The organism is Neobacillus vireti, assembly GCF_036962345.1.
Classification (GTDB): domain Bacteria; phylum Bacillota; class Bacilli; order Bacillales; family Cytobacillaceae; genus Neobacillus; species Neobacillus vireti_A.
In genome coordinates this window covers 1-16,999 of the sequence record NZ_JBALNB010000001.1, presented here as the reverse complement: position 1 = coordinate 16,999, position 16,999 = coordinate 1, and the positions used below count along the sequence as shown (strand labels likewise).

Below are 16,999 nucleotides of genomic sequence, written 5' to 3'. Positions count from 1 at the left end.
TTTAACAACAATCTTTACGAAAACATCCATATTTAAAAAGGATAATCTATTTACTCAAAAAAAAGAAGCATGAACTACTGCTCATGCTTAACCAATATTTTCTTCATTTTCCGTGAAAATTCACGTCTTGGAATCATTACGCTATGTTCACAGCCTTCACATTTAATGCGGATGTCCATCCCCATCCGAATTATCTTCCAACGATTCGTCCCGCATGGATGCTGCTTTTTCATTTCTACGACATCATTTAACCCAAATTCCTTTTCCTCCATTAAATTCCTCTCCTTTTAAACACTAGGTTCATTAACGTTTCCAGAATCCTTTGAGTACATGACCATACGTGGATATGGGATTTTAATTCCATGTTCATCTAGAGATTGTTTTATATCCCTTTTAATATCACGAGAAACACCTGCATGTTTCATTGGCAAGGTTTCCGCTACAATTCGTAATACTACTTCTGTTGATCCCAAGGTTTGAATACCTAACAGTTCGGGTACCTTTGTTAATTGTTCGTATTTATCGGGCATTTGTTCAAGTAAGTTTCGGATAATATTCTGCGTCTTATCAATATCCTCTTCATAGGCAATTGCAATGTCAATTATAGCCAGACTGTTATTTAAAGAGAAGTTGGTTACTTGAATGATACTTCCATTGGGAAGAATGTGTACTTCTCCCGTCCAGCTTTTTAGTTTTGTTGTCCTGAGACCAATTGCCTGAACCGTTCCCTCAAACTGGTCAATGCGAACTTGATCGCCAACTGAAAACTGATCTTCAAAAATAATAAAGAAGCCGCTTATTACATCTTTGACCAAACTTTGTGCCCCGAAACCAACGGCGAGTCCTACAACTCCTGCCCCGGCAATCAAGGCTTTTACGTCAATCGTTAGAACAGAAAGAATCATCATAAAGGCAATAAAATAGACAACATATGTAAGTACATTATCGAGAAGTTTATACAAAGTTTCTTCTCGTCGTTCTGAAGTCTTTAGAGGAGAGCGTGTTCGAATCTTAAATACATTATCAATTGCTACGCTGCCTAACTTAATTAAAATTTTGGCAACAATCAAAATGGCAATGATTTTAAGTACACCTTCCCCGATGGCCAGCCAGGTATCTTCGTTTTGAAATTTATCAATAAATCTGTTAATAACTGAATTCATTTAAAAACCAATCCCTCGTTTCCTATTGAATCACACTTATTTTATCAATTTTCCTTTGTAGTTTATAGTATTGTGATTTATTCATTTTTTCAATAGGAATATCTTTCATTGACTACGTATAGATTTTCAAAATTTTCCGTATACTGTTAGAAAGCAATTTTTAAAACAATAAGTGGTCACAAGTTAAGGAGTGGACTTATGAACCTGAAGCCAAGTTTTCTTGATAGGAGGACCAATACACAAAAAATTAATCATGAGGATTTTCAAGCAGTTGAAAATCTCGCCATGGAATTAGTCAAGTTTTTACCCAGGACGTCACAACGGCCAATCGTTTTTGTTTGTATTGGAACTGACCGCTCAACAGGAGATTCATTAGGGCCACTTGTGGGATCATTTTTAGAAGAAAAGGATATTCCTTTTTTTCATGTGTACGGTACATTAGATGAGCCTATTCATGCCGTAAATCTTACTGAACGATTGTCGGAAATTACACTCAAACATCAAGATCCCTATATCATTGGCATTGATGCCTGCTTAGGAAGAATGAAAAATGTTGGGGTAATTCAGGTAGCTGATGGCCCTGTGAAACCAGGTGCTGGGGTAAACAAGGATCTTCCTGCTGTCGGAGATATCCATATTACCGGAATTGTTAATGTCAGCGGCTTTATGGAGTTTTTTGTCCTCCAAAACACCCGTCTAAATCTCGTCATGAAAATGGCAAAAACAATTGCTAATGGTATTTATCAAGCGAGTATTCTCCATTCAAAGGGACGTCTGCAGGAGTTAATGCAAGAGCAGAAAAAGACGAATTAAAAGAGCAATCGGGAATAGCCCAATTGCTCTTTTTGGAGTTTCTTGTAAGTAAATTAAAAATACTGATGATATTGATAGAGAATGGCTACTATAATCGCCGTTACGAGAATAGCAGGGAGGAGGTTCGCAACCTTTATTTTTACTAATCCAGTTAGATTCAATCCGATTGCAAAAATCATGACTCCGCCGGTCGCAGTTAGTTCAACGATAAATTGATCCATCAAGAGCTGCGGAATAAAACGATCAATTTGGGTGGCGAATAATGCAATCAGCCCTTGATAGAGCATGACAGGAATGGCAGAAAAAATAACGCCGACTCCAAGGGTAGAGGTTAATATAATCGATGTAAATCCATCTATAAGCCCCTTCGTATACAAAACATCATGGTCACCGCGGATACCACTGTCGAGGGCTCCAATAATTGCCATAGCCCCAATCACAAAGATTAAAGTAGCTGTAACAAATCCTTCTGAGATGCTGCCTTTTCCAGTAGAGCCTATTCCCAAAGAACCAATTTTCTTTTCCAGCCAAAAACCTAACTGATTTAGCTTTTCATCTAATTGCATGAGTTCACCTAGGACGGCTCCTATCACCAAGCTAATAATGACAATCAGGAAATTCTCACTTTTCAAGCCCATTTGTAATCCCAGGACAATCACCGACAATCCGATTGCATACATGACCGTTGTTTTCATGCTTTCAGGTATTCGGTTCAAAAGTCTTCCTATTAAAGTACCAATAATGATTAATGCTCCATTGACCAGCGTCCCTAATAAAAACATCGTTTGTTCACCTATTCTTCGAATCTCGAAATTTATAATAGTATTAACCTATCATGTTTTATGGTCAATGAAAAGATATTTATTTTTGGAAAAGTCCGTTTTATCAAAGCTCTGGCAAAAAAAATAAACCATCCGATTTGATGGCTTAAAGTGATTCTTCTTGACCAAGCATTTCTAGAATTCGTTCTAGATCTTCTTTGGAAAAAAATTCAATTTCAATTTTCCCTTTATTTTTTGATTGTTTAATATTTACAGTTGTCCCGAAGCGTTCCCTAAGGGAGTGTTCACGCTCCTGGATAAATACATCCTTTTTCTTTTCAGGCTTTTTTGTTTCACGTGGAACATTATCATTCAATTGTTGAATGAGTTTCTCTAACTGGCGTACATTCAAGGACTCTTGAATAATTTTATCCACTAAAGCTGGGACCTTGGCCTTTTGACGAAGGCCCAATAGCGCGCGTCCATGACCCATCGAGATTTTCCCATCGGAAATTAACTCTTGAATCTTAACAGGAAGGGAGAGCAATCGAATATGATTCGCGATATGCGGGCGGCTTTTTCCTAAACGCTTCGCTACCTCTTCTTGGGTAAATTTTAGCTTTTCCATTAATGTCTGGTAAGCCTGACCCTCTTCAATTGGATTCAAGTCCTCTCGCTGGAGGTTTTCTAATACCGCTAACTCCATCATTTGCTGCTCTGTTAACTCTCTAACAACTGCTGGCACACTTTCTAGTTTTGCCTCTTTTGCTGCTCGGAAGCGTCTTTCTCCAACAACAATTTCATAGCCCTTTATGCTTTTTCTTACTACAAGCGGCTGGAGAATTCCATGTTCTAGAATTGATGCTTTCAACTCATCAATTGCTTCCTGCTGGAAGGTTTTCCTTGGCTGGTAAGGATTCGGACGCAGCTCTTTTACACTAATTTCTTGGACAGTCTCTTCCTTACCGGCCTCGATATTCGTAAAAAATGCATTTAAGCCTTTTTTTCCTAGACCCTTAGCCATTTGAGACCACTTCCTTTGCTAGATCTAAATAAACTTCTGCTCCTCGAGATTTTGAATCATACGTAATAATTGGTTCGCCATGGCTCGGTGCTTCACTTAGACGTACATTTCTTGGAATAATGGTTTTATATACTTTGTCTTGAAAGTACTTCTTAACCTCTTCAATGACTTGAATGCCTAAGTTGGTCCGTGCATCAAGCATTGTCAGCAAAACACCTTCTATTTTTAGGTCTTGATTTAGGTGTTTTTGTACTAGACGCACAGTGTTTAATAACTGACTTAAACCTTCTAGAGCATAATACTCACATTGAACTGGAATTAATACAGAATCAGAAGCTGTTAAGGAGTTGAGTGTTAATAACCCTAATGAAGGAGGGCAATCGATAATGATATAATCAAATTGGTCTTTGACTTCTTCAAGGGCACGCTTTAACCGGACTTCTCTTGAAATTGTAGGAACAAGCTCGATCTCTGCCCCCGCCAACTGGATGGTAGCAGGTATAGCATATAAATTTTCCACTGATGTTGATTTTATAACATCCTTTGCTTCCACATCATCTACTAAAACATCATAGATGCACTGCTCTACATCTGCTTTATCAATACCAATTCCGCTTGTTGCATTTCCTTGAGGGTCAATGTCTACTAATAAAACCTTTTTCCCAATGTATGCTAAGCAGGCGCCTAGATTGACAGAGGTAGTTGTCTTTCCAACCCCGCCTTTTTGATTCGCGATTGCAATGGTTTTGCCCACGATGTCACCTACCCTTGTTTCAAATAATAAAACTTAAAGTCTAGTAAGTAAAACTAGTAATATAAAAATCCATGCTCTGTTATTTTATCATGAAACTGATTTATTGTTATTTTTTTTCATAAAATATTAATAATGATTAGGCTGTGTTTAACTTCCACTATTTTACACAAAATAAAAACCAAACTACTGAAAAGTCTGGTTCCATTTTGTAGAATATTTTATTTTTTCTTTGGTATTTTGATTGTAAATTGATAGTACTCTTCGAATTCTTCCTCTTCGGCGTCGAGAGAAATTCCGTTATCTGTCACCATCGTTAATGATTGACGAATGGTGTTTACTGCAATTCTCATATCCTTGCTGAAGGCCTTCCGTTTTGGCTTTGGCTTTTGGTTTTTTTCTTCCAGCAGCCGTGCCACTCGATCTTCTGTCTGCTTCACATTAAGATTTCTTGCAATAATGTCCTGCATGAGTAAAACTTGCTTCTCTGGATCCTTAAGCGGGATCAGGGCTCGTGCATGCCGCTCCGTTATTTCCTTATTCAACAAGGATTCTTGGATTTGCTGCGGCAGTTTAAGAAGCCTTAGCTTATTTGCTACGGTTGACTGCCCTTTTCCAAGCCGCTGAGCAAGAGCCTCTTGCGTTAAATTATGGAGCTCGAGCAGCTTTCCATAAGCAATCGCCTCTTCAATTGGAGATAATTCTTCCCGCTGTAAATTTTCAATTAAAGCAACCGAAGCGGTTTCTGTGTCTGAATAATTCTTAATAATTGCGGGCGCTTCATCCCAGCCTAGCTTCTTCATTGCACGAAAGCGGCGCTCCCCGGCAATAATCTCATAATTTCCATCAAACTGGCGGACAACAATTGGCTGTATGATTCCGTGTGTATGAATTGTTCGTGATAATTCTTCTATTTTTTCGTCATCGAATACGGTTCGAGGCTGAAAACGGTTTGGAACAATTCTTTCAATCGGAATCTTTTTTATTTCTTCATTTTTTACGCCATCAAGCTCTTGGTTTTGCTCTTTTTCTAACTCAACCTTTTGATCTCCCTTTTCGCCGAGGCCAAAAAAGCGTGAAAACGAATTCTTCATCCCCAACACCACCTTTACGAAACTCCCTATTACTTATTCGCTGTCTATCCTTTTACTTCCTGCCAATTCCGCTGTTTTATTTAAGCTCTTTTCTTAAACTTTGTTGCCTGTAGGAACAAAACTTAATGATAATGCTAAATCTCTGCAGAAATTAGCAAAATTTAATAAGAAAAGAGCCTGCAAACTATATTCTAAAGTGCAAAATAGCTATTTCCACGTTAAAATCGGCTTTAAGATTTTAACAACAATCTTTACGTAAGCAGGCTTTATTTAAACAAATAAATCATCCTATTCAATTGGCATTTTGCCAGGTGTTCCTGGTTTTCTTGGATACTTTTTTGGCGTTTGTTTTTCTTTTTTAATCACAAGAATATTTCTTTCACTGTCTTCCATCGGCAAAGTAAAAGTAAACATCTGCTCTAACTTTCCACCAAGGGTTGTAATTGCCTTCTGCCCTATTGCCAATTCATCATTTGCATGTGCCGCTTTCATAGCGATAAAATGTCCGCCAACTTTTACAAGCGGCAGGCAGAGCTCACTAAGTACAGACATTCTCGCAACTGCCCGGGCAGTCACAAGATTGTATGATTCCCTATGGGATGGATTCACCCCAAAGGTCTCAGCACGATCGTGAATGAAGTGGACCTTATCCAATTTTAAAACATTTGCTAAATGGTTTAAAAAGGATATCCGCTTATTTAATGAATCAACAATGGTTACCTCTAGATGAGGAAAGGCAATTTTTAATGGAATACTTGGAAACCCTGCGCCCGCACCTACATCGCAAAGGTGAAGAGGCTGCGTAAAATCAAAATAGAAGGCAGCAGATATGGAATCATAGAAATGTTTTAAATAAACATCACTTTGATCTGTAATGGCCGTTAGGTTCATTTTTTCATTCCACTCAACCAAGGTATGAAAGTAATTTTCGAATTGGTGCAGCTGCTCATCGCTAAGGGTAATGCCCTTTTCAAGAAGCATAGCTTTGAATTGTTCGACGTTCATCAGCAAAACTTCCTCTTTTTTTCAAAATTATAGATTACTCGTCCTAGCTATTTTTCCTTGTTCTAAATAAATAAGGAGGATTGAAATATCCGCTGGATTTACACCAGATATCCTTGAAGCCTGAGCAAGAGATAATGGTTTGATTTGTTTTAAATTTTGCTTCGCTTCATTTGCAAGCCCAGATATCGAATCATAATCAATATTGTCAGGAATTTTCTTATTCTCCATTTTCTTTAGGCGTTCAACCTGCTGGAGTGATTTTTCAATATAACCTTCATATTTAATTTGGATTTCAACTTGCTCTTTAATATCTTGATCTAATTCCACATGACTAGGAGTTAGTTTCTCAATATGTTCATATGTCATCTCAGGACGTTTCAATAAATCTGCAGCTAGAATTCCGTCTTTAAGCTCACTGCCGCCCATGCTTCTAATGAGTTCTTGAACTTCGGCTGAGGGCTTTAGTCTAACGGATAAAAGTCTTTCTTTTTCTGATTCAACTGCTGCTTTCTTTACAAGAAATCTTTGATAACGCTCCTCTTGAATAAGGCCAATCGAATGCCCTAGTTCCGTTAATCTTAGGTCTGCATTGTCATGTCGTAACAAAAGACGGTATTCTGCACGTGAAGTCAACAAGCGGTAAGGTTCAGCGGTACCCTTTGTAATTAAATCATCTATTAATACACCGATATAGGCATCTGAACGGCTAAGAATTAATGAATCTTTTCCTTGTATACTCAGTGCAGCATTAATGCCGGCCATAATCCCTTGGCCAGCTGCCTCTTCATATCCGGATGTTCCATTAATTTGACCAGCCGTATAAAGGTTTTTTATCACTTTTGTTTCCAAAGTCGGCCAAAGCTGTGTTGGATTAATCGCATCGTACTCAATCGCGTATCCGGCCCTCATCATTTGTGCATTTTCCAATCCAGGAACGCTTCTAATGAGTTGATGTTGAACATCTTCTGGAAGACTGGTCGATAAGCCTTGAACATAAACCTCTTGTGTTTTTCTTCCTTCAGGCTCTAGAAAGATCTGGTGACGAGGCTTATCATTAAAGCGGACTACTTTATCCTCAATGGATGGACAATAGCGTGGACCTGTTCCTTTTATCATTCCAGAATACATGGGTGACCGATGAAGGTTTTGGTCAATTAACGTATGTGTTTGTTCATTTGTATAGGTTAACCAGCATGGGAGCTGATCGGTGATATATTTAGTGGTTTCATAAGAAAACGCCCTCGGTTCCTCATCACCAGGCTGAATTTCCGTTTTGCTGTAATCAATTGTTTGGCTATTCACACGCGGCGGAGTTCCAGTCTTAAAACGAACAAGCTCAAACCCAAGTTCTTCTAAATGCTCAGATAATTTTATGGATGGCTGTTGATTATTCGGACCGCTGGAGTACTTCAATTCTCCGAGGATAATTTCACCGCGAAGATACGTACCGGTCGTAATGACGACTGTTTTTGCACGGTAAATGGCACCTGTTTTTGTAATAACCCCAACACAGACGCCATTTTCGACGATTAATCTTTCAACCATTCCTTGAAGGAGTGTGAGATTTGGAGTATTTTCAATTGTATTTTTCATTTCGGACTGATAGTCAACTTTATCGGCTTGAGCCCGCAGTGCACGGACTGCAGGACCCTTACCCGTATTCAACATTCTCATTTGGATATGTGTTTTATCTATATTTTTTCCCATTTCCCCGCCAAGTGCATCAATTTCCCGAACAACAATCCCTTTTGCGGGTCCGCCAATTGATGGATTACATGGCATGAAAGCAACCATGTCGAGATTAATGGTAAGCATTAATGTTTTTGCGCCCATTCGTGCCGCCGCAAGGCCAGCCTCACAGCCAGCATGGCCAGCACCAATGACCACAACGTCAAAATTACCTGCTTCGTATGACATTTTACTTCACCAACTTTCTTATTTTCTAGCTGCAGCACCTAGCCCCCCGAGGTAACCTCGGGGCTGAACGCTAAGGAATGCTCCTTAGAATAATCTTCGCAGGAACAAGCTGTGCTTGTTCCGAAGGTGCTGCTGCTTTTATTATTTTCCTATTTTCCTAAACAGAACTGTGAGAATAACTGGTCGATGAGGCTTTCATGAACACTATCACCGATAATTTCCCCAAGTATCTCCCAGGTTCTTGTAACGTCTATTTGGACAATATCAATTGGAGTGCCCATTTCTACTCCAGCGATGGCTTCTTCTATCGTATGCAAACTTTGCCCAATCAACGCAATATGGCGGCTGTTTGAGAGATAGGTCATATCACCAGCGTCAATGGAGCCGGCGAAGAACAGAGAGGATATTGCTTCTTCAAGTTCATCCACACCACGGTCCTCTAATAAGGAAGTGGTGACGATTTTATGCTCCGCTGCCAACTCCTTAACACGGTCCATATCAATATGCTGTTCAAGGTCAGTCTTATTCACAATGACGATGACATCCATCCCTTTAACCGCTTCAAAAAGGTTTTCATCCTCTTTTGTAAATTCATCTGCGTAGTTTAGCACTAACAAGATTAAATCAGCTTCTTTTAATACCTGCCGTGACTTTTCTACTCCTATGCGTTCAACAATATCTTCCGTTTCTCTAATACCCGCTGTGTCTAATAGTCTTAGCGGGACTCCGCGGACATTTACATATTCTTCAATTACATCACGGGTTGTCCCAGGAATATCGGTAACAATTGCCTTATTTTCATGAACAAGACTATTTAATAAAGAAGACTTTCCAACATTCGGGCGGCCGACAATAACGGTCGATAGTCCCTCTCGTAAAATTTTCCCCTGCTGTGAGGTTTGCAGCAGCTTTCTTAATTCATCCCGAACATAAATGGACTTTTCCAATAACATTTTATGAGTCATTTCTTCAACATCGTCATATTCAGGATAATCGATATTTACTTCAACGTGTGCGAGGATCTCTAAGATTTCCTGACGCAATCCCCTAATTAACTTCGATAATCGTCCTTCCATTTGTCCTAGAGCCACATTCATTGCCCGATCTGTTTTTGCCCTAATTAAGTCCATTACGGCTTCTGCTTGTGATAAATCAATCCGTCCGTTTAAAAACGCCCTCTTGGTAAATTCACCTGGTTCTGCAAGTCTAGCTCCATGAGCTAATACATGCTGCAAAACACGATTAACAGATACAATCCCGCCGTGACAATTTATTTCAACTACATCCTCTTTTGTAAAAGTCTTAGGTCCCTTCATGACCGATACCATTACCTCTTCAATAACCTGATCCTTCTTTGGATCGATTAAATGTCCATAATGGATCGTATGAGTTGGTACCTCTATCAACCTTTTTCCACTAATGCTTCGAAAAACTTGATCCGCAATTTTAATGGAATCATCGCCACTCAATCGTACTATTGCAATTGCTCCCTCACCCATTGGTGTCGATATGGCAGCTATCGTATCAAATTCCATTACATTCACCACTCTTTATATATATAAATACAAATTATTTTTCTCAAAATATTAGAATACCACATCTGGTTTTGTGTAAAAACCAAAAAACCTTATAAAATAATTATCCACAACCAAATAAATGTCCACGTATTATTTTAACTTATCCACATGTGAATAACAATAAAACATAGAATTTCAAATAATTGTTATTCACAGGTCATTTAGACCAAAAAAAAGACATCCTTCAAAAAAGGATGCCTTTTCTTATTTATCTGACAGGTGAAATAACAATATGGCGATGTGGATCTGAACCATCTGAATACGTCTTTACTCGTTTATTATCGGATAAAGCTGTATGAATAACTTTACGCTCATATGAAGGCATTGGTTCCAATGCAACATCCTTGCCTGTTTTAATTGCCTTCAGGGCTAGACGATGTGCTAATTGGATAAGCGTATCATTTCTCCGGTTTCGGTAATCCTCTGCATCTAAAATAACGGTTAAATAATGATTCGAAAAGCGATTGATGATTAACTGCGTTAAATATTGTAATGAATTTAATGTTTGTCCCCTTTTTCCAATCAAAAGAGCGATCTTTTCGCCTGTCAAAACGAAATGCACTTGTTTACCATCCCGTTTAACTTCAATACTGACAGGCGCACCCATTTGTTCACTAACCTGAAGCAGAAACTTCTTTGCCTCATCAATTGGATCGATAATAACCGTAACCTTAACGACAGCAGGGCGAGAACCAAATATTCCAAAAATACCCCTTTTTCCTTCATCAATAATGGCTACATCCGTGCGGTCTTTTGTTGTGTTTAGTTGAGCTAAAGCTGATTCCACTGCTTCTTCGACAGTTTGTCCGGTAGCAGTTACTTGTTTCACTTTTTTGCTCCTCCCGCTTTACCGGCCTCTGCAGTCTTCCTCAAGTCCGGTCCTTTAATGAAATAAGTTTGTACAATCATGAAAATGTTACCAACTACCCAGTACAAAGAAAGTGCTGCTGGGAAATTGAAAGCAAAAATGACGATCATAATCGGCATCATCCAAAGCATCATCGCCATTTGAGGATTATGCTCCTGTCCAGCCATCATCAACTTTTGCTGAATAAATGTTGTGATCCCTGCAACAATCGGAAGAATAAAATATGGATCCTTATCCCCTAGATCAAACCAAAGGAAACTATGATCTGCAATTTCCCTTGTTCTAGAGATAGCATGATAAAAACCAATTAAAATCGGCATCTGAACGATTAATGGGAAACAGCCTGCCATTGGGTTTACTCCATGCTTTTGGAAAAGTGCCATTGTTTCTTGCTGCAGCTTTTGCTGAGTCTTTTGATCCTTTGAACTGTATTTCTCTCGAAGCGCCTTCATTTCTGGCTGTAATGCTTGCATTGCTTTCGAGCTTCTTGTCTGCTTGATCATTAGCGGTAAAATCGCTAATCGAATTAAAATTGTTACGACTATCAATGAAAAACCAAAGCTTCCGCCTAGTATATCTGCAAATTTCACAATGACCCAGGATAGCGGGTATACGATGTACTCATTCCAAAAACCTGTACTTTCGGCATCGATTGGTTTATTGATTTCAGTACATCCTGAAAGGAATAGAATGACAGAAACAAAACCAAGCAAAAGTAATATTCGTTTTTTCAACCTGAATTTTCCTCCTTGAACAATGTATATATATATATAGATTAAACTACTATATCCATTTGGAATATTTCATAGGTATTTTACCATCTTTTAGAATAATTTGTCTCCTAAATTTATGACGATACCTCTATATTTTGACAAATTATCGTTTTTTTAAGACCTTTCCCACTTTAAAGACATGAGTTAAACTCTTTTTTACCTCAAAAAAATCCATTTCTGCTGCAGGCTTCCTAGCAATGATTACGTAATCATTCCCTGGCATCAGCAAATCGGATAATTCGAAAACGGCTTGTCTTATGTATCGTTTAACTTGATTTCTTGTTACGGCATTTCCTATCTTCTTGCTTACAGAAAGTCCAATCCGAAAATAGTCCTGATCTTCCTTTTTTAGACTATATACAACAAATTGTCGATTCGCAAAGGATTGCCCCTTTTGAAATGCCTCTTGAAATTCCTTATTCTTCTTCACACGTAATTCTTTCTTCATAGAAAACACCTTCCATCTATACCAAAACTTTTCCATTGAGAAAGACACTTTATTATAGGCACTTTTCTGTTACATTTTTGTTTTTGGAACAAAATTAATGATTGCGCTAAGTTTTCCGGAGAAAGAATAACTCATTAAGAAAAGTGCCTACAAATTTAATTCTTAAGCACAAAAGGCTATTGCCGCGTTAAAATCAGCTTTAAGATTTTAACAATAAGCATTAGGCAACAGCTATATTAGAAAAAAGACCACTGATGTTTCAGTGGCCTAAGCTGATAATACTTTTCTTCCTTTTTGACGACGGCGTGCTAGAACTTTACGTCCAGTAGCGCTGCTCATACGACTGCGGAAACCGTGAACTTTACTATGTTTACGTTTTTTTGGTTGATATGTTCTTTTCATTATATGACACCTCCCTGAGGAATAGCTGTTAAAGACAGTCTAACTAATTATAAAGACGGACTTTTATCTTGTCAACTACCCGTAAAATATTGTACTTGTATCACTATTTTTTTCACACAGATTTTTTTCATCCCAAAAAATCTTAATAACTCCAATTTCCTCTTAAATTTATCCTGTGGATACTTTTTTCGACATTTTTTTCACCATTTCACAAGATATTGACAGTTTTTACACAGGAAACACTACTTGTGGACAAGTTTTAATCACATATTGTTGTGGTTGTGGATAAACCATTAAAAGGCATTGCGTATCTGCATTTTATTTGATATTATATTTGTGTTTTCACTCTGAATAACTTTGCCCCCTAAATACGTTATCCACAAACTGTGGATAACATGTGGACAAGTTGTTCAAGCACACTGAAGAAACTTGTCCACAAGCAGTGGATATTGTCGAAACTCCACTTTATTTCCTATATTATGTTTTTCCACAATCATTGTTTCGTATATTTATAAATTAGTAGGTTGTACAACTTGTATAACATTGTTTTTCCGCGGAACTCTTGTCCATTTTGATATAAAAATGATGCAAGGATACTTCACAACTGTTTGTGAAAAAATATCTTTATATATGGAGTTTAGACAAAAAACATACCTGCAAAGTGCATTTCAATAATAGACAGATAAAAAGAAAAAGGAGGGATAACCGTTGGAGAATATTGCGGATCTTTGGAACGCTGCTCTATCCAATATTGAGAAAAAGATTAGCAAGCCTAGTTTTGACACCTGGCTGAAGTCCACTAAAGCCCATTCCCTTCAAGGCGATCTACTAGTGATTACTGCTCCCAATGAATTTGCACGCGATTGGCTTGAGGAGCGCTATTCCCAGTTAATCTCCGGTATTCTTTATGAAATTACTGGGGAAGAACTATCAATAAAGTTCATTATTCCGCAAAATCAAAAAGAGGATGATTCAGATTTGCATTTGCCTGCTAAAAAGGCAAAAAGAGAGGACGATCAACATGATTTTCCTCAAAATATTCTAAATCCAAAGTACTTATTTGACACTTTTGTTATTGGTTCAGGAAACCGATTTGCTCACGCAGCTTCCCTTGCTGTTGCAGAAGCTCCAGCAAAAGCGTACAATCCATTATTTATTTATGGCGGGGTAGGTTTAGGCAAAACACACTTAATGCATGCGATTGGTCATTATGTGTTAGAACATAAACCAAACGCCAAAGTTGTCTATTTATCCTCAGAGAAATTTACAAATGAATTTATCAATTCAATTCGAGACAATAAAGCTGTCGAATTCCGTAATAAATATCGAAATGTAGATGTCTTGCTAATAGATGATATTCAATTTTTAGCTGGAAAAGAATCAACACAAGAGGAATTTTTCCATACTTTTAATACTCTTCATGAGGAAAGCAAACAAATTGTTATCTCTAGTGACAGGCCGCCTAGGGAAATTCCGACACTTGAGGACCGCTTACGATCACGTTTTGAATGGGGATTAATTACGGATATAACGCCGCCCGATCTAGAAACAAGGATTGCCATTCTTAGGAAAAAGGCTAAAGCAGAAGGTTTGGATATACCGAATGAAGTTATGCTCTATATAGCAAACCAAATTGATACAAATATTAGAGAGCTTGAGGGAGCATTGATTCGAGTAGTCGCTTATTCTTCCTTAATTAATAAAGATATTAACGCAGATTTAGCTTCCGAAGCTTTAAAGGACATTATTCCAAGTTCAAAGCCTAAGGTAATCACCATACTCGATATCCAAAGAACCGTGGGTGAACACTTTAGTGTTAAACTTGAAGATTTTAAGGCGAAGAAACGAACGAAATCTGTGGCATTCCCTAGACAAATTGCAATGTATTTATCACGGGAATTAACCGATTATTCATTACCCAAAATAGGTGAAGAGTTTGGAGGCCGTGATCATACTACAGTTATTCATGCTCACGAAAAAATTTCTAAGCTGTTACAAACTGATATTCAGCTGCAAAGGCAAATGAAAGAGATAAATGAGCTGTTGAAAGTTTAATACATCTGTGAATAACTTGTACTCCTTTATACACAGTCTGTCCACATGTGGATAGGCTGTGTTCCTATGGTGTAAAATAAGTTATCCACATATCAACAGGCCCTACTAGTACTTCTACTGTTTTTTATTTAAAAAACTTATTATTATATGTTTAAGAAATTCCATTTATGCATACTTAGAATAAAAATTTGCTGGGAGGATTATTAAATGAGATTTATCATCCAACGGGATCGCCTCGTTCAAAGTGTTCAAGATGTAATGAAGGCCGTCACATCAAGAACGACTATTCCCATTCTGACAGGAATTAAAATTACAGCTAGCAGCGAAGGAGTTACCTTAACAGGTAGTGATTCGGATATTTCGATTGAATCATTTATACCAAAAGAGGAAGCTGGAGACGAAATCGTTGAGATTAAACAAAGTGGTTCAATTGTCCTTCAAGCAAAATTCTTTAGTGAAATTGTTAAAAAACTGCCTACAGACAGCGTTGAAATTGAGGTACTGGGATCATTGCAAACCGTAATCCGTTCTGGAAAATCAGAATTTAACTTAAATGGTCTAGATGCAGAAGAATATCCTCACCTCCCGCAAATAGAGGAAAATAATAAATTTCATATTGCGACAGACCTTTTAAAAACCATGATTCGACAGACCTCTTTTGCCGTGTCTACATCGGAAACACGCCCTATCTTGACAGGTGTAAACTGGAGAATCGAAAATGGCGAACTAAACTGTATTGCAACAGATAGCCACCGCCTAGCTTTAAGAAAAGCAAAAATTGAAACGGAAAATAATGAAAACTACAATGTCGTCATTCCAGGTAAAAGTTTGAACGAACTAAGTAAAATTATTGATGACTCAAATGAATTGATTGATATTGTTATTACTGAAAATCAAATTTTATTTAAAGCAAAACATCTGCTGTTTTTCTCAAGATTATTAGAAGGTAATTATCCTGACACATCCAGACTGATTCCAAATGAAAGTAAAACTGATATTACCGTTAATACGAAGGATTTCCTTCATGCGATCGATCGCGCATCATTACTAGCACGTGAAGGCAGGAACAATGTTGTAAAACTTTCAACCATTGATGGAGGTGTGATTGAAATTTCCTCAAATACACCTGAAGTGGGTAAAGTTGTCGAAGAAATTCAAAGCCAGTCTATTGATGGTGAAGAATTAAAGATTTCCTTCAGTGCTAAATACATGATGGATGCCTTAAAAGCACTTGAGGGTACAGATATACGAGTAAGTTTTACTGGTGCTATGAGACCTTTTGTTATCAAGCCGATGCACGATGAAACCACTTTGCAGCTGATTTTGCCAGTCCGAACGTATTAGGACAAAATAGTCACCATGTTTTTGGTGACTTTCTTTATTTATTAATTTTTAGTAAAATATAGTATTGAGACCATTTTAGAAATGAGTGATAAACATTGCCTGAAGAATTAAAGCTAAGTACTGAGTTTATTACGTTAGGTCAATTTCTTAAATTGGCTGACGTCATCCAATCTGGTGGAATGGCAAAATGGTTTTTGAGTGAACATGAAATTTTTATTAACGGCGAACAAGATCAAAGAAGAGGAAGAAAGCTACGAGCTGGGGACAAGATTCAAATTCCTGGGTTTGGTGAGTTTTTGATTACCGACTAATTATGTATATTGAACAATTAGCGCTAAAAAATTATCGAAACTATGAAAGCCTATCGGTTGAATTTGAAAATAAAGTGAATGTGATTCTCGGGGAAAATGCCCAAGGGAAGACAAATGTGATGGAATCTATCTATGTTTTGGCAATGGCAAAATCCCATCGTACCTCAAATGATAAAGAACTTATTCGCTGGGACCAAGAATATGCTAAAATAGAGGGTAGGGTTCAAAAGCAATATAGCTCACTGCCTTTACAATTAATTATTTCAAAAAAGGGCAAAAAGGCTAAATGTAATCATATGGAACAGCAAAAATTGAGTCAATATGTTGGGAATATGAATGTTGTCATGTTTGCACCAGAGGATCTCAATTTAGTTAAGGGCAGCCCGCAAGTAAGACGGCGGTTTATTGATATGGAAATTGGACAGGTTTCACCTGTTTATTTACATGATATGAGTCAATATCAGAAAATACTACAACAGCGTAATCATTTTTTGAAAATGCTGCAGATAAAAAAACAGACTGACCAAACCATGCTTGAAATTCTTACCGAGCAGTTTATTAATATGGCCGTAAAGATTGTTTTAAAGCGATTCGAGTTTCTTTATTTGCTTGAAAATTGGGCTAAACCCATTCATAAGGGGATTTCTAGAGGGCTGGAATCGTTGGAAATTGTCTATAAACCATCAGTGGATG

Annotated in this window: 18 protein-coding genes; 5 read left to right on the top strand and 13 right to left on the bottom strand. The window is 37.7% G+C overall.

The genetic code is table 11. From position 1 onward, the window contains the following. Window positions 1–74: 74 nt before the first annotated feature. Both V7108_RS00090 and V7108_RS00085 read right to left on the bottom strand, forming a co-directional pair. A complete protein-coding gene (locus V7108_RS00090) occupies window positions 75–272 on the bottom strand; it encodes a DUF951 domain-containing protein (protein WP_045519309.1) in 198 nt (65 codons plus the stop codon). 15 nt (window positions 273–287) lie between these two features. Continuing rightward, the gene (locus V7108_RS00085; RefSeq protein WP_335567037.1) at window positions 288–1,163 is read right to left on the bottom strand and encodes a mechanosensitive ion channel family protein; all 876 of its coding nucleotides are present in this window, start codon (window positions 1,161–1,163) and stop codon (window positions 288–290) included. Between the two features lie 198 nt (window positions 1,164–1,361). Between V7108_RS00085 and yyaC the strand changes: the two genes are divergently transcribed. Further along, window positions 1,362–1,976 (top strand): spore protease YyaC, encoded by a 615-nt coding sequence (gene yyaC / locus V7108_RS00080; RefSeq protein ID WP_335510760.1) that lies wholly within the window; start codon window positions 1,362–1,364, stop codon window positions 1,974–1,976. A 53-nt stretch (window positions 1,977–2,029) separates the two neighbouring features. Here the strand turns inward: yyaC and V7108_RS00075 are convergent, their stop codons facing one another. The 11 genes from V7108_RS00075 to rpmH all read right to left on the bottom strand — a co-directional run bounded on the left by V7108_RS00075 (window position 2,030) and on the right by rpmH (window position 12,596). Then, window positions 2,030–2,758, bottom strand: coding sequence for a DUF554 domain-containing protein (locus V7108_RS00075; protein ID WP_335510762.1), 729 nt, complete (start codon window positions 2,756–2,758; stop codon window positions 2,030–2,032). Window positions 2,759–2,903: 145 nt separating this feature from the next. Beyond that, a complete protein-coding gene (locus V7108_RS00070) occupies window positions 2,904–3,761 on the bottom strand; it encodes a ParB/RepB/Spo0J family partition protein (protein ID WP_335510764.1) in 858 nt (285 codons plus the stop codon). Then, complete coding sequence (locus tag V7108_RS00065) at window positions 3,754–4,515, bottom strand: ParA family protein (protein WP_132087294.1); 762 nt, start codon at window positions 4,513–4,515, stop codon at window positions 3,754–3,756. Before V7108_RS00065 ends, V7108_RS00070 begins: the two co-directional genes overlap by 8 nt. Window positions 4,516–4,733: 218 nt before the next feature. Beyond that, entirely contained in the window at window positions 4,734–5,606 is an 873-nt protein-coding gene (gene noc / locus V7108_RS00060; protein WP_335567036.1) for a nucleoid occlusion protein, read from the bottom strand. 288 nt (window positions 5,607–5,894) lie between these two features. Then, entirely contained in the window at window positions 5,895–6,611 is a 717-nt protein-coding gene (gene rsmG, locus V7108_RS00055; protein WP_335567035.1) for a 16S rRNA (guanine(527)-N(7))-methyltransferase RsmG, read from the bottom strand. A gap of 27 nt (window positions 6,612–6,638) precedes the next feature. Then, a complete protein-coding gene (mnmG, locus tag V7108_RS00050) occupies window positions 6,639–8,528 on the bottom strand; it encodes a tRNA uridine-5-carboxymethylaminomethyl(34) synthesis enzyme MnmG (protein ID WP_335510771.1) in 1,890 nt (629 codons plus the stop codon). 149 nt (window positions 8,529–8,677) lie between these two features. Further along, window positions 8,678–10,063, bottom strand: coding sequence for a tRNA uridine-5-carboxymethylaminomethyl(34) synthesis GTPase MnmE (gene mnmE, locus V7108_RS00045; protein WP_335510773.1), 1,386 nt, complete (start codon window positions 10,061–10,063; stop codon window positions 8,678–8,680). A gap of 250 nt (window positions 10,064–10,313) precedes the next feature. Beyond that, window positions 10,314–10,934 carry an RNA-binding cell elongation regulator Jag/EloR gene (jag, locus tag V7108_RS00040; protein WP_335510775.1) on the bottom strand — a complete coding sequence of 207 codons (621 nt, stop codon included), beginning with the start codon at window positions 10,932–10,934 and terminating at the stop codon, window positions 10,314–10,316. Further along, entirely contained in the window at window positions 10,931–11,707 is a 777-nt protein-coding gene (gene spoIIIJ, locus V7108_RS00035; protein WP_335510777.1) for a YidC family membrane integrase SpoIIIJ, read from the bottom strand. The genes jag and spoIIIJ overlap by 4 nt, the downstream gene beginning before the upstream one ends. Before the next feature lie 142 nt (window positions 11,708–11,849). Continuing rightward, window positions 11,850–12,194, bottom strand: coding sequence for a ribonuclease P protein component (rnpA, locus tag V7108_RS00030; protein ID WP_335510779.1), 345 nt, complete (start codon window positions 12,192–12,194; stop codon window positions 11,850–11,852). Window positions 12,195–12,461: 267 nt separating this feature from the next. Next, window positions 12,462–12,596 carry a 50S ribosomal protein L34 gene (gene rpmH / locus V7108_RS00025; protein ID WP_335510781.1) on the bottom strand — a complete coding sequence of 45 codons (135 nt, stop codon included), beginning with the start codon at window positions 12,594–12,596 and terminating at the stop codon, window positions 12,462–12,464. Window positions 12,597–13,304: 708 nt separating this feature from the next. On the opposite strand from rpmH, the gene dnaA reads away from it, so the two are divergent. The 4 genes from dnaA to recF form a co-directional block, all read left to right on the top strand. Further along, a complete protein-coding gene (gene dnaA / locus V7108_RS00020; RefSeq protein WP_335510783.1) occupies window positions 13,305–14,651 on the top strand; it encodes a chromosomal replication initiator protein DnaA in 1,347 nt (448 codons plus the stop codon). A gap of 207 nt (window positions 14,652–14,858) precedes the next feature. Beyond that, window positions 14,859–15,995, top strand: a complete 1,137-nt coding sequence (gene dnaN, locus V7108_RS00015) for a DNA polymerase III subunit beta (protein WP_335510785.1) — start codon at window positions 14,859–14,861, stop codon at window positions 15,993–15,995. Window positions 15,996–16,090: 95 nt separating this feature from the next. Then, window positions 16,091–16,306, top strand: a complete 216-nt coding sequence (yaaA, locus tag V7108_RS00010; protein WP_335510786.1) for a S4 domain-containing protein YaaA — start codon at window positions 16,091–16,093, stop codon at window positions 16,304–16,306. Between the two features lie 2 nt (window positions 16,307–16,308). After that, window positions 16,309–16,999, top strand: a 691-nt coding sequence (gene recF, locus V7108_RS00005) for a DNA replication/repair protein RecF (protein WP_335567034.1), incomplete at its 3' end; no start/stop codon positions are given.